This is a genomic window from Streptomyces sp. NBC_00091 (assembly GCF_026343185.1).
Lineage (GTDB): Bacteria > Actinomycetota > Actinomycetes > Streptomycetales > Streptomycetaceae > Streptomyces.
The window spans coordinates 3,988,548-4,001,259 of the sequence record NZ_JAPEMA010000001.1 but is presented as its reverse complement, the minus strand read 5'-3'; the positions used below and the strand labels follow the sequence as shown (position 1 = coordinate 4,001,259).

Sequence of the window (12,712 nt, the reverse complement as noted above, 5' to 3'; positions counted from 1 at the left end):
GTCAACCCCGAGGGGTTTTCCGGCCCCGCCCGGGGCCGGGCCCGGGCGGGCCCGGGCGGCCCTAGACCGGGTGCCGGAAGCCGATGGTCGGGACCGCCCGGCGGCGCGGGGAGGGGGTGGCGCCCGGCGGGACGAGGGCGTCCAGGAAGGCGTAGCGGTCCCGCAGGGAGTCGGGGGCCGTGCGCCACCAGTGGGCCACCTCGGGCCAGCCCGGGGCGGAGAGGGAGCCGCCGAACTCCTGCACGGACAGGGCGGCGGTCAGCCCGGCGAAGGCCAGCCGGTCGGCCAGCGGCCACCCCGCCAGGCTGCCCGTGACGAACCCTGCCACGTACACGTCCCCCGCCCCCGTCGGGTCGAGGGCGTCCACCGCGATCGCGGGGACCTGCGCGGTCTCCCCCGTACGGCTGTCGACCGCGTACGAGCCCTCCGAGCCCATGGTCACCACCGCGACCGGCACCTTCTCCGCGAGGGCCCTGGCCGCGGCGCGCGGACACTCGGTCCGGGTGTAGCGCATCGCCTCCCCCGCGTTGGGCAGGAAGGCCTCGCAGTGCTGGAGGTCGGCCAGGGCGCCCAGGTCCCAGCGCCCGGTGTCGTCCCAGCCCACGTCAGCGAAGATCCGCGAGCCCCGGCGGGCCGCCTCCGCGATCCAGCCCTCGCTCTGCCCGGCGCCCAGCGACGCCACCGCCGCGCGCGCCTTCGGCGGGCACCAGGGGAAGGGCCCGGGGCCCGCCGGGGGCGGGGCCTCGTGGCCGTGGGAGACCATCGTGCGCTCGCCCTCGTAGGCCATGGAGACCGTGACGGGGCTGTGCCAGCCGGGGATGGTGTGCGACATGGACAGGTCGATGCCCTCGCCCTGCTCGAGGGCGTCCCAGCAGTACTCGCCGTAGTGGTCGTCCCCGAAGGCGGCGGCCAGCGAGGTGCGCAGGCCCAGCCGGGCCAGGGCGGTGGCCATGTTGGCGACGCCGCCGGGGCTGGAGCCCATGCCGCGCGCCCAGGACTCCGTCCCGCGCACCGGGGCCGAGTCGAGGCCGGTGAAGATGATGTCGAGGAAGACCGTGCCGGTCAGGAAGACGTCACAGCCCGGCTCTTGGGGATCACGCACCGGGCCGAGGGGGTCGAGGGTTCCCGGGCGGCTGGTGCGGCTGTCCCGACTGATCACGGTGTACTCCCCGTTGAAGTGTCGTTTCTGCTGGTGGGTTGCGGCTGGAAAGCCGCCAGCCCTGCCCGGACCCGGCAGGACCAAAACCCAGTGTGACGCACATCACCTGAAGAACGCTCTTCTTCCCGGCGCACGACGCTCGGCCGCCGGCACCCCCACCACCCGGAACCACCCTCCCGGACAGCCCTAGCGTTTCGGCAGGGCCACCCGCCCCAGGTCCGCCGCGATCGTCAGCTCGCCCTCGAACCCCGCCGCACGGGCCTCGCGTTCGAACTCCGACGGATCCGCGTACCGCTGCGAGAAGTGCGTCAGCACCAGGTGCCGGACGCCCGCCTCCCGCGCGACCCGCGCCGCCTGTCCTGCGGTGAGGTGGCCGTGGTCGGTGGCCAGCCGGACGTCCGCGTCGAGGAAGGTCGACTCGATGACCAGCATGTCGCAGCCCTCGGCCAGCTCGTCCACCCCGTCGCACAGCCGGGTGTCCATCACGAAGGCGAACCGCTGCCCCGCCCGGTGCTCGCTGACGTCCTCCAGGGTGACCTCGCCCAGCGGCCCCTCCAGCCGCCCCTCGCGCTGGATCCGGCCCACGTCCGGCCCCTTGATCCCGTACCGCGCCAGCAGCGCGGGGACCATCCGGCGCCCGTCGGGCTCGGTCACCCGGTAGCCGAAGGACTCCACCGGGTGCGAGAGCCGGCGCGCGTCCAGGACGTACGAGGGGCCGCTCGCCAGCACCCCGTCCCCGGCCACCGGCTCCTCCCGCAGCCGCACGGTCTCCCGGTAGGCGGTGGCGTACCGGAGCCGGTCGAAGAACTTCTGCCCGGAGGCCGGGTAGTGGGCCGTCACGGGGTGCGGGACCTGGTCGAGGTTGATCCGCTGGATCACCCCGGCCAGGCCGAGGCTGTGGTCACCGTGGAAGTGGGTGACGCAGATCCGGTTGATGTCGTGCGCCGCGACCCCGGCCCGCAGCATCTGGCGCTGCGTGCCCTCGCCCGGGTCGAAGAGGATGCCCTCGCCGTCCCAGCGCAGCAGGTAGCCGTTGTGGTTGCGGTGGCGGGTGGGTACCTGGCTGGCGGTGCCCAGGACCACGAACTCTCGTACGGACACGGACGGCTATCCGGGCGGCCACTGGAGGCCGCGGCCGCCGAGTACGTGCAGGTGGGCGTGGAAGACGGTCTGGCCGGCGCCGGCGCCGGTGTTGAACACGACCCGGTAGCCGTGGTCGTCGATCTTCTCGTCGGCGGCGATCTGCCCGGCCTCACGCAGTATGTCGGCGATGACGGCCGGCTCGGCGGCGGCGAGGGTGACGGCGTCGGGGTAGTGCACCTTGGGGATGACGAGCACGTGGGTCGGCGCCTGCGGGTTGATGTCCCGGAAGGCGAGGGTGGTCTCGGTCTCGCGGACCAGTGTCGCGGGGATGGTGCCCGCGACGATCTTGCAGAACAGGCAGTCCGCCTGCGGTTCCCCGGCCATTGCTGCGCCTTCCGTGACGTTGATCGGTCGGGGCATGCTACCGGCCCGAGCCCGCCGCCCGGCAGGGACCAGGGGGACGGGCCCGAGGGCCCGCCGCAACCCGGCTACGCCCAGCGCCCCGTGCGGGCCAGCAGGACCGCCGTCGCCGCCGTGCCGGCGGTCGAGGTACGCAGCACCGAGCGGCCCAGCCGGTACGGCAGGGCCCCGGCCTCGGCGAAGGTCGCCAGCTCCTCGGGGGACACCCCGCCCTCCGGGCCGACCACCAGCACCACGGACCCCTTCTCCGGCAGCGGGGCCGTCGCCAGCGCCCCCGAGGGCGTGTCGCGGTCCTCGTGGAGCACCATCGCCAGATCGGCCTGGGCCAGCAGCGCCGCGACCTGCTTCGTGGACATCGCCTCGGCCACCTCCGGGAAGCGGACCCGGCGCGACTGCTTGCCCGACTCCCGGGCCGTGGCCCGCCACTTGGCCAGGGACTTCGCGCCCCGGTCGCCGCGCCACTGGGTGATGCAGCGCGAGGCCTGCCACGGGACGATGGCGTCGACGCCGGTCTCCGTCATCGTCTCGACCGCCAGCTCGCCCCGGTCCCCCTTCGGCAGGGCCTGGACCACGGTGATCCGTACGTCGGGTTCCGCCTCCTCCATCACGGACTCCAGGTCCGTGATCACCAGGCGGTCCTTGCCCTCCGCCGCCTTGACCACGCCTTCGGCCCACCGGCCCCGGCCGTCGGTGAGGACCACGTCCTCGCCCGGAGCCAGCCGCTTCACGGACACCGCGTGCCGCCCCTCGGGGCCCTCCAGCACGAACTCCGGCCCCGCCGGAACCTCTTCGACCACGAACACGGGGGCCGTCATGACGCTCTCCTCATCTGCAACACCTTCAACGCGTTCTGCGCCTGGGCCAGTTCGGCCACCAGCACCTCCACCAGCTGCCCGGCCGGCAGCGCCCGCGCCAGCCGGTGCCCCTGCCCCGCCCACAGGGACATGCCCTGCGGGTCCCCGGCCGCGGCGGCCGCCTTGCGCAGCCCCGAGGTCAGGTGGTGGACCTGGGGATAGGCGGCCGGGGCGTACGGCCCGTGCTCCCGCATGAAGCGGTTGACCAGGCCCCGCGCGGGCCGCCCCGAGAAGGCCCGGGTGAGTTCCGTGTGGCCGAAGAGCGGGTCGGTCAGGGCCTTCTTGTGCAGCGGGTGCGCGCCCGATTCCGGGCAGGCCAGGAAGGCGGTGCCGAGCTGCGCCGATTCCGCGCCCGCGGCCAGCAGCGCCGCGATCTGCGCGCCGCGCATCAGGCCGCCCGCCGCGGTGATCGGCAGGGCCACGGCCTCCCGTACCTGTGCGACCAGTGCGAGCAGGCCGACGCCGGCCGTGCCGTCGGTCTGCGGGTCGTCGCGGTGGGTGCCCTGGTGGCCGCCGGCCTCGACGCCCTGGACGCAGACGGCGTCGGCGCCCGCCGCCTGGGCGGTGCGGGCCTCCTCGACCGAGGTGACGGTGACGACGGTGTGCGTACCGGCCTTGCGCAGGCGCTCGAACACGGCGGGCGCGGGGGTGCCGAAGGTGAAGGAGACCACCGGGACGGGGTCTTCCAGCAGGATGGCCAGCTTGGCGTCGTAGCCGTCGTCGCTGGTGCCGAAGATGTCCTCCTCGGCGAGCGAGACCTCGTACCAGCTGGCCTCGCCGGCCAGCTGCCCGCGGTAGGCCTCGACGGCGGCCGGGTCGACGTAGCCGGTCTGCGGCAGGAAGAGGTTCACTCCGAAGGGCCGGCGGGTGAGCCCGCGCGTCTGCTTGATCTCCTGGTACATGCCGTCGGCGGTCTTGTAGCCGCCGGCGAGGAAGCCGAGCCCGCCGGCCTCGCACACGGCGGCGACGAGCGGCGGGCAGGAGGCGCCGCCCGCCATGGGAGCCTGCACGATCGGGTACTGGTGGAGACCGTTCGGTGCGGAGGACATGGACTGCATCGTGCCACGTCCCGTCCACCCCGCCGAATCACCGCATTCGCCTGGCATAGTCCGCTTCCCCGGCGGCGCCGGGAACCGCTGCGGGGGCTACGACGGGCACCCCTCCGGGAAGCGGCCGGGAAGCACGGAGCCCGGTCCGGGGCACCCCGGACCGGGCTCGTACGAAGTCCCGCAGACCTCTCAGCGGCCGTTGAACGCGTCCTTCAGGCGGCTGAACAGGCCCTGCTGGCCGGGTGCGAACTGCCCCGTCGGCCGCTCCTCGCCGCGCAGCTTCGCGAGCTGGCGCAGCAGGTCCTCCTGCTGGGCGTCCAGCTTGCCCGGGGTGGTGACCTCGACGTGGACGATCAGGTCGCCGCGACCGCCACCGCGCAGGTGCGTGACGCCGCGCCCGTGCAGCGGGATCGCCTGGCCGGACTGGGTGCCCGGCCGGATGTCGATCTCCTCCATGCCGTCGAGCGTCTCCAGCGGGCACTTGGTGCCCAGGGACGCCGCCGTCATCGGGATGGTGACCGTGCAGTGCAGGTCGTCCCCGCGCCGCTGGAAGGTCGGGTGCGGCAGCTCGTGGATCTCCACGTACAGGTCGCCGGCGGGGCCGCCGCCGGGGCCGACCTCGCCCTCGCCCGCGAGCTGGATCCGGGTGCCGTTCTCGACGCCGGCGGGGATCTTGACGGTGAGGCTGCGGCGGGAGCGGACCCGGCCGTCGCCCGCGCACTCGGGGCACGGGGTCGGGACCACGGTGCCGAAGCCCTGGCACTGCGGGCAGGGGCGCGAGGTCATGACCTGGCCCAGGAAGGACCGGGTGACCTGCGAGACCTCACCGCGGCCGCGGCACATGTCGCAGGTCTGCGCCGAGGTGCCGGGGGCGGCGCCCTCACCGGAGCAGGTGGTGCAGACGACGGCCGTGTCGACCTGGATGTCCTTGGTCGTGCCGAAGGCGGCCTCGTCCAGCTCCAGGTCCAGGCGGATCATCGCGTCCTGGCCGCGGCGGGTCCGCGAGCGCGGGCCGCGCTGCTGGCTCTGGCCGAAGAAGGCGTCCATGATGTCGGAGAAGTTGCCGAAGCCACCCGCCCCGAACCCGCCCGCGCCGCCACCGCCGCCGGAGGCGGACAGCGGGTCGCCGCCGAGGTCGTAGACCTGCTTCTTCTGGGCGTCCGAGAGCACCTCGTAGGCCGCGTTGATCTCCTTGAAGCGCTCCTGCGTCTTCGGATCCGGATTCACATCCGGGTGGAGTTCACGCGCGAGGCGGCGGAAGGCCTTCTTGATCTCGTCCTGGGATGCGTCGCGGCGCACGCCGAGTACGGCGTAGTAGTCCGTGGCCACTTACGACTCCGCCAGGATCTGTCCGACGTAACGTGCCACTGCGCGTACCGCTCCCATCGTTCCGGGGTAGTCCATGCGGGTCGGTCCGACCACGCCGAGTTTGGCGACTGCTTCGCCGCCCGAACCGTAGCCGACGGACACGACCGACGTGGAGTTGAGTCCCTCGTAGGCGTTCTCGTGCCCGATCCGTACGGCCATTCCCGACTCATTTGCCTCGCCCAGCAGCTTGAGGAGCACCACGTGCTCCTCAAGCGCTTCGAGCACCGGCCTGATCGTCAAGGGAAAATCATGTCCGAAGCGAGTGAGGTTGGCGGTGCCGCCGATCATCAGCCGCTCCTCCGCCTCCTCGGCCAGCGTTTCGAGAAGGGTCGCGAGGACGGCCTTGACGGTCGCCCTGTCGTCCTCGGTCTCGAACGACTCCGGAAGGTCCTGCACCAGCTGCGGCACGTCGGTGAAACGACGGCCGACGACCCGGGCGTTGAGCCGTGCCCGCAGATCGGCGAGGGAGATCTCGCCGAAGGGGGTCTGGGTGTCGACGAGCCGCTGCTCGACCCGCCCGGTGTCGGTGATCAGTACGAGCATCAGCCGGGCCGGGGCCAGCGACAGCAGCTCGACGTGCCGCACGGTGGAGCGGGTCAGCGAGGGGTACTGGACGACGGCGACCTGGCGGGTGAGCTGCGCGAGCAGCCGTACCGTGCGGCCGACCACGTCGTCGAGGTCGACGGCGCCGTCGAGGAAGTTCTGGATGGCCCGGCGCTCGGGCGTCGACAGCGGCTTGACGCCCGCCAGCTTGTCGACGAAGAGGCGGTAGCCCTTGTCCGTGGGGATCCGGCCGGCGCTGGTGTGGGGCTGGGCGATGTAGCCCTCCTCCTCCAGCACGGCCATGTCGTTGCGCACCGTGGCGGGTGAGACGCCGAGCCGGTGGCGTTCGGTGAGGGCCTTGGAGCCGACGGGCTCCTCCGTCCCGACGTAGTCCTGGACGATGGCGCGCAGTACCTCGAGCCTGCGTTCACTGAGCATCGCGCACACCTCCGGAAGCGGGTCGGTCGTCGGTCGCGGCCGGTGGTCGGCCGGCCCTGGCTTGTTGGCACTCTGATCGTGTGAGTGCCAGAGATCCCCCGGTCAGTGTACGGCCGGGTAGTGCGCCGCGGGCAAGGGCGGCCCGCCAGGGTAGCGTCGCCGCATGGACGTGCGTTGGGAAGAGGCGGGCTGGGAACGGGTCACCGGGCGGGTGGGCCGGCGACGGCTGCCGGTGTGGGACTGCACGGTGGGGCTGGTGGTGGGGGACGAGTCGGTGCTGCTGATCGACCCCGGATCGTGTGTACGGGAGGGCGCGCAGGTGCGGGCCGAGGCGGAGCGGCTGACGGGCCGCCGCGTGACCCATATCGCATTCACGCACGGACATTTCGACCACGTGCTGGGCGGCGGGGCCTTCGCGGGAGCCGAGTTCTACGGGGCGGTCGGGCTGGAGCGGCCGCTGGCGACCCCCACGGGCCGCGAGGAGCTGCGGGTGGACGCGGTCCGCCAGGGCCTGGCGGAGGCGGAGGCCGCCGAGGCGGTGGGCCTGCTCCAGGCGCCGCGGCACCTGGTGTCGGGCGAGTGGACCCTGGAGCTGGGCGGGGTGCAGGTGCTGCTGGCCAATGTGGGGCCCGCGCACTCCCAGCACGACCTGGCCGTCTTCGTGCCGGGCGAGCGGGAGGCGGTGTTCTGCGGGGACCTGGTCGAGGAGTCGGGCGAGCCCCAGGCCGGCCCGGACGCGGTGCCGGGCCAGTGGCCCGCCGCCCTGGACCGGCTGCTGTCCCTGGGCGGGGACGACGCGCTGTACGTGCCGGGTCACGGAGCGGTGGTCGACGCGGGCTTCGTACGTGCGCAACGCGCCACACTGGCGGCCCGGTTCGGCGTGTCGGAGGCGTGAGGGCGCGGGCTCTCCTAGTGTCGGCCGGATGCGTGAGTACTCCCCCGACCTGACCCCGCAGTGGAAGCGCGCCAAGGCCGTGCCGGAGGTGCCGGCCGACCCCGACCTGGTGGTCGAGGTGGCGGGTACGGACTTCTGCGGCGCGGTGGTGGCCTGCGAGGCGGGCACGGTGACCCTGGAGGACCGTTTCGGCAAGCGGCGGGTCTTCCCGCTGGAGCCGCGCGGCTTCCTGCTGGACGGCGCGGTGGTGACCCTGACCCGCCCGTCGCGGGCGCCCGCCGCGCCGGCCCGTACGGCGTCGGGCTCGGTGGCCGTCCCGGGGGCGCGGGCGCGGGTGGCGCGGGCCGGGCGGATCTACGTGGAGGGCCGGCACGACGCCGAGCTGGTCGAGCGGGTCTGGGGCGACGACCTGCGGATCGAGGGCGTGGTCGTGGAGTACCTGGAGGGCATCGACGACCTGGCGGCCGTGGTCGCGGAGTTCGCCCCGGCCCCGGACGCCCGGCTGGGGGTGCTGGTGGACCACCTGGTGCCCGGCTCGAAGGAGTCCCGGATCGCGGCTTCGGTGACCTCGCCGGACGTGCTGGTCGTGGGCCACCCGTACGTGGACGTCTGGCAGGCGGTGAAGCCGTCCGCGCTGGGCATCCGGGCGTGGCCCGAGGTCCCGCGCGGCCAGGACTGGAAGACGGGCGTCTGCCGGACGCTGGGCTGGCCGGAGAACACCGGGGCCGCCTGGCAGCACATCCTGTCGCGCGTGTCCTCGTACCGGGACCTGGAGCCGACGCTGCTGGGCCGCGTCGAGGAGCTGATCGACTTCGTGACGGCGCCCTGAGCGGCGGAGCGACGGGCACCCGGGGGCTCCGGGGCGGCGGGATGGTGCGGGCCGCGCGACACGCCCACCTCCGGGTGACAGTACGCATACGGCGGGCCACGGAGGGCAAGGGTGGTCTCCATGATCACCTTTGCTCTGCGGCAGCGCGCGGTCCTCGCCGCGACCGTGCTCGCCGCCGCCCTGCTCCCGCCCGCCTCCGCCTCGGCCTCGACCGCGGCGCACGCCGCCCCGGCGAACTCCTGTCCCCGGGTGACCGACCACCTCTTCGCCGCCGCGGACAAGACCGTCACCGTGGACCGCATCACGCCGTCCCCGTCCTGGCGGATCAACTGCAAGCAGCTCTACCGCTCCGACGGCCGTGGGCCGGAGATCGTCTTCGAGGAGGGCTTCAAGCCCAGGGCCCCGATCGACGGCCAGTACGACATCGAGCAGTACGTGCTGGTCAACCAGCCCTCCCCGTACGTCTCGACCAGCTACGACCACGACCTGTACAAGACGTGGTGGAAGAGCGGCTGGAACTACTACATCGACGCCCCGGGCGGTGTGGACGTCAACCAGACCATCGGCGACACCCACAAGTACGCCTCCCAGGTGGAGGTGGCCTTCCCCGGCGGCATCGACCGGTCCTTCATCGTCGCGGTCTGCCCCGTCGACAAGGTCGCCAAGACCGAGATCATGGACAAGTGCCAGGACAACCCGCACTACAAGCCCTGGCGCAACAGCTGGCCGGCCTGACCCTCCCCACCCTCCCCGCGGGACCCGGTCAGTCGACCAGGTCCCGCACCACCGCGTCGGCCAGCAGCCGCCCGCGCAGGGTCAGCACCGCGCGCCCGGCCTCGTACGGGGCCGCCTCCAGCAGCCCGTCGGCCAGCGCCTTCCCGGCGGCCGCGAGCCCGGCCGGGGCGAGCAGCGACAGCGGGACGCCGTCCACCAGCCGGAGCTCCAGCAGGATCCGCTCCACGCGCCGGTCCTCGGCCGACAGCAGCTCGCGCCCCGCGCCGGGGGAGCGGCCCTCCGCGAGGGCGGCCGCGTACGCGCCGGGGTGCTTCACGTTCCACCAGCGCACCCCGCCCACGTGGGAGTGCGCCCCGGGGCCCGCGCCCCACCAGTCGGCGCCGCGCCAGTACAGCTCGTTGTGCAGGCAGCGGCCGGCCTCGGAGGTGGCCCAGTTCGACACCTCGTACCAGGAGTACCCGGCCCCGGCCATGACGGAGTCCGCGATCAGGTACCGGTCGGCGTGTACGTCGTCGTCCGTCATCGGGACCTCGCCGCGGCGGATCCGGCGGGCCAGCTGCGTGCCCTCCTCGACGATCAGCGCGTAGGCGCTGATGTGGTCGGGCCCGGCGCCCAGCGCGGCCTCCAGGGAGGCCCGCCAGTCGTCGTCGGACTCCCCCGGGGTGCCGTAGATCAGGTCCAGGTTGACGTGCTCGAAGCCCGCCGCCCGCGCCTCCGCGACGCAGGCCTCGGGACGCCCGGGGGTGTGCGTGCGGTCCAGCACCTTCAGGACGTGCTGCCGGGCGCTCTGCATGCCGAAGGAGATCCGGTTGAAGCCGCCCGCGCGCAGCTCCGCCAGGTACTCCGGGTTCACGGACTCCGGATTGGCCTCGGTGGTGACCTCGGCGTCCTCGGCCAGCCCGAACTCGTCCCGGATCGCCGCGAGCATCCGTACGAGGTCCCGCGCGGGCAGCAGGGTGGGCGTGCCGCCGCCGACGAAGACGGTGCGCACGGCGCGCGGGTCGTCCCCGAGCACCTTGCGGGCGAGGCGGACCTCGTCGATCAGGGTGTCGGCGTAGTTCTCCCGGGAGGCGAGGACGCCGCCGGTGCCGCGCAGCTCGGTCGCGGTGTAGGTGTTGAAGTCGCAGTACCCGCAGCGCGTGGCGCAGTACGGGACGTGCAGGTAGAACCCCAGCGGCCGCCCCCCGGCGCCCTCCAGGGCATGCGACGGCAGCGAGCCGTCTTCGGGCATGGGTTCACCATCGGGCAGTGCGGAAGGCATACGGCCATTGTCCCGCACTCGCCGCCACGCCCGCCCCGGCGCGCCTCCCGCGGGGCCCGGCAGGGCCGACGCGGACCGTCCGGACGGCATCGACCGCCCGGACGGCGGGGCTCGCGGGGCGGCCCGCCGCCCCGCCCCGTCCGGCTCGCCGCCAGGCGTCAGGCCTCTCGGGAGCCCTCGTACATCTCCTCGATGAGGTGCTTGAACTCACGCTCGACGACCGGGCGCTTCAGCTTGAGGCTGGGGGTGAGGTCGCCGTGCTCGACGTCGAGGTCGCGCGGGAGGATGCGGAACTTCTTGACCGTCTGCCAGCGCTGGAGGCCCTCGTTCAGGGTCTGGACGTAGGTCTCGATCAGGCGGCTGGTCTCGGGCGCCGCCAGGACCTGTCCGTACGTCTTGCCCTCCAGGCCGTTCTCGGCGGCCCAGCCCAGGATCGCGGGCTCGTCGAGGGCGATCAGGGCCGAGCAGAAGTTCCGGTCGGCTCCGTGGACGACGATGGTCGACACGTACGGGCAGATCGCCTTGAACTGGCCCTCGATCTCCGCCGGGGCGACGTACTTGCCGCCCGAGGTCTTGATCAGGTCCTTCTTGCGGTCGGTGATGCGCAGGTAGCCGTCCGGGGAGAGCTCGCCGATGTCGCCCGTGTGCAGCCAGCCGTCGCTCTCCAGGACCTCGGCGGTCTTCTCCGGCTGGCCGTGGTAGCCCTGCATGATGCCGGGGCCGCGCAGCAGGACCTCGCCGTCGTCGGCGATGCGTACCTCGGTGCCGGGGAGCGGCTTGCCGACGGTGCCGGTGCGGTAGGCCTCGCCCGGGTTGACGAAGGAGGCGGCGCTGGACTCGGTCAGGCCGTAGCCCTCGAGGATGTGGATGCCGGCGCCGGAGAAGAAGTAGCCGATCTCGGGCGCCAGGGCGGAGGCGCCGGAGACGGCGGCGCGCAGCCGGCCTCCGAAGGCCTCGCGGAGCTTGGAGTAGACGAGCGCGTCGGCGATCTTGTGCTTGGTGGCGAGGCCGAAGGGGGCGGTCGCCCGGCCGGTGCGGCGGTAGTTGTCCTGGGTGACCTTGGCGTACTCGCGGGCCACGCCGACCGACCACTGGAAGATCTTGTACTTGGCGCCGCCGCCGGCCCGGGCCTTGGCGGCCACGCCGTTGTACACCTTCTCGAAGATGCGCGGGACGGCCGCCATGTAGGTCGGCTGGACGATCGGCAGGTTCTCGATGATCTTGTCGATCCGGCCGTCGACGGCGGTGACGTGTCCGACCTCGATCTGGCCGGAGGTGAGCACCTTGCCGAAGACGTGGGCCAGCGGCAGCCACAGGTACTGGACGTCGTCCGAGTGGATCATGCCGGTGGCCACGGTGGCCTTGGCCATGTACGACCAGTTGTCGTGCGGCAGGCGTACGCCCTTGGGGCGGCCGGTGGTGCCGGAGGTGTAGATGAGGGTGGCGAGCTGGTCGGGGGTGATGGCCGCGATCCGCTCCTTGACCGCCGCGGGGTGCTTGGCGAGGTACTCCTTGCCGCGCTCCTCCAGCTCGGCGAGGGAGAGCACCCAGCCCTCGGGGTCGCCCTCGGCGGGGAGGGCGTCGGCCGCCTCCAGGACCACCACGTGGGCCAGGTCGGGCAGGTCGGCGCGGCGCTCGCGGGCCTTGGCCAGCTGGGCGGCGTCCTCGGCGATCAGCACCCGGCTCTCGGAGTCCGCGAGGATGAAGGCGGACTCCTCGGCGTTGGTGCTGGGGTAGACGGTGGTGACCGCGCCGCCGGCGCACATCACGCCGAGGTCGGAGAGGATCCACTCGACCCGGGTGTTGGAGGCGAGCGCGACCCGCTCCTCGGGGCGCAGGCCGAGGCCGATGAGGCCGGCGGCGATGGCGAAGACCCGGTCGGCGGCCTGCCCCCAGCTGAGCGACTTCCAGTCGTCGGGACCACCCTGCGGGCCGGCCGCGGGCACGGGGAAGCGGTAGGCCTCCGCGTTCGGCGTGGCGGCGACGCGGTCAAGGAAGAGGGCCGCCACTGTGGGCGGACGGTTCTCGATCAAGGTCTGTGTGTCGCTCACGGACGTCCTCCGGACCACGCGGCAGGG

At 73.3% G+C, this 12,712-nt stretch carries 12 protein-coding genes; 3 read left to right on the top strand and 9 right to left on the bottom strand.

The window, feature by feature from the left end; translation table 11 throughout:
• Positions 1-61: 61 nt before the first annotated feature.
• From OOK34_RS18395 to hrcA, 7 genes are all read right to left on the bottom strand, one after another.
• Positions 62-1,159, bottom strand: coding sequence for a carbohydrate kinase family protein (locus OOK34_RS18395; protein ID WP_267034946.1), 1,098 nt, complete (start codon positions 1,157-1,159; stop codon positions 62-64).
• Positions 1,160-1,345: 186 nt separating this feature from the next.
• The gene (locus tag OOK34_RS18390) at positions 1,346-2,260 is read right to left on the bottom strand and encodes a ribonuclease Z (protein ID WP_267034945.1); all 915 of its coding nucleotides are present in this window, start codon (positions 2,258-2,260) and stop codon (positions 1,346-1,348) included.
• 6 nt (positions 2,261-2,266) lie between these two features.
• Positions 2,267-2,626, bottom strand: a complete 360-nt coding sequence (locus OOK34_RS18385) for a histidine triad nucleotide-binding protein (RefSeq protein WP_267034944.1) — start codon at positions 2,624-2,626, stop codon at positions 2,267-2,269.
• A 104-nt stretch (positions 2,627-2,730) separates the two neighbouring features.
• A complete protein-coding gene (locus OOK34_RS18380; RefSeq protein WP_267034943.1) occupies positions 2,731-3,477 on the bottom strand; it encodes a 16S rRNA (uracil(1498)-N(3))-methyltransferase in 747 nt (248 codons plus the stop codon).
• Positions 3,474-4,565 (bottom strand): nitronate monooxygenase, encoded by a 1,092-nt coding sequence (locus OOK34_RS18375; RefSeq protein ID WP_267034942.1) that lies wholly within the window; start codon positions 4,563-4,565, stop codon positions 3,474-3,476. The genes OOK34_RS18380 and OOK34_RS18375 overlap by 4 nt, the downstream gene beginning before the upstream one ends.
• Positions 4,566-4,754: 189 nt before the next feature.
• The gene (gene dnaJ, locus OOK34_RS18370) at positions 4,755-5,894 is read right to left on the bottom strand and encodes a molecular chaperone DnaJ (RefSeq protein ID WP_267034941.1); all 1,140 of its coding nucleotides are present in this window, start codon (positions 5,892-5,894) and stop codon (positions 4,755-4,757) included.
• A complete protein-coding gene (hrcA, locus tag OOK34_RS18365; RefSeq protein WP_267034940.1) occupies positions 5,895-6,914 on the bottom strand; it encodes a heat-inducible transcriptional repressor HrcA in 1,020 nt (339 codons plus the stop codon).
• Between the two features lie 163 nt (positions 6,915-7,077).
• On the opposite strand from hrcA, the gene OOK34_RS18360 reads away from it, so the two are divergent.
• The 3 genes from OOK34_RS18360 (at position 7,078) to OOK34_RS18350 (ending at position 9,373) form a co-directional block, all read left to right on the top strand.
• Complete coding sequence (locus OOK34_RS18360; protein ID WP_267034939.1) at positions 7,078-7,809, top strand: MBL fold metallo-hydrolase; 732 nt, start codon at positions 7,078-7,080, stop codon at positions 7,807-7,809.
• Positions 7,810-7,837: 28 nt separating this feature from the next.
• On the top strand, positions 7,838-8,638 hold the full coding sequence (locus tag OOK34_RS18355) for a DUF3097 domain-containing protein (protein ID WP_267034938.1): 801 nt from the start codon (positions 7,838-7,840) through the stop codon (positions 8,636-8,638).
• Positions 8,639-8,758: 120 nt separating this feature from the next.
• Positions 8,759-9,373, top strand: a complete 615-nt coding sequence (locus OOK34_RS18350; protein WP_267034937.1) for an ADP-ribosyltransferase — start codon at positions 8,759-8,761, stop codon at positions 9,371-9,373.
• 28 nt (positions 9,374-9,401) lie between these two features.
• On the opposite strand, the gene hemW is transcribed toward OOK34_RS18350, so the two are convergent.
• Together hemW and OOK34_RS18340 are read right to left on the bottom strand one after the other, a co-directional pair.
• Positions 9,402-10,634, bottom strand: coding sequence for a radical SAM family heme chaperone HemW (gene hemW / locus OOK34_RS18345; protein ID WP_267034936.1), 1,233 nt, complete (start codon positions 10,632-10,634; stop codon positions 9,402-9,404).
• Positions 10,635-10,792: 158 nt separating this feature from the next.
• The gene (locus tag OOK34_RS18340) at positions 10,793-12,685 is read right to left on the bottom strand and encodes a long-chain fatty acid--CoA ligase (protein ID WP_267034934.1); all 1,893 of its coding nucleotides are present in this window, start codon (positions 12,683-12,685) and stop codon (positions 10,793-10,795) included.
• Positions 12,686-12,712 lie beyond the last annotated feature (27 nt).

Bases quoted from the DNA above. Each gene is read 5' to 3' on its own strand.
- OOK34_RS18375 (WP_267034942.1), bottom strand. From the start codon at position 4,565: ATGTCCTCCGCACCGAACGGTCTCCACCAGTACCCGATCGTGCAGGCT.
- OOK34_RS18385 (WP_267034944.1), bottom strand. From the start codon at position 2,626: ATGGCCGGGGAACCGCAGGCGGACTGCCTGTTCTGCAAGATCGTCGCG.
- hemW (WP_267034936.1), bottom strand. From the start codon at position 10,634: ATGCCTTCCGCACTGCCCGATGGTGAACCCATGCCCGAAGACGGCTCG.
- OOK34_RS18380 (WP_267034943.1), bottom strand. From the start codon at position 3,477: ATGACGGCCCCCGTGTTCGTGGTCGAAGAGGTTCCGGCGGGGCCGGAG.
- OOK34_RS18350 (WP_267034937.1), top strand. From the start codon at position 8,759: ATGATCACCTTTGCTCTGCGGCAGCGCGCGGTCCTCGCCGCGACCGTG.
- hrcA (WP_267034940.1), bottom strand. From the start codon at position 6,914: ATGCTCAGTGAACGCAGGCTCGAGGTACTGCGCGCCATCGTCCAGGAC.
- OOK34_RS18360 (WP_267034939.1), top strand. From the start codon at position 7,078: ATGGACGTGCGTTGGGAAGAGGCGGGCTGGGAACGGGTCACCGGGCGG.
- OOK34_RS18355 (WP_267034938.1), top strand. From the start codon at position 7,838: ATGCGTGAGTACTCCCCCGACCTGACCCCGCAGTGGAAGCGCGCCAAG.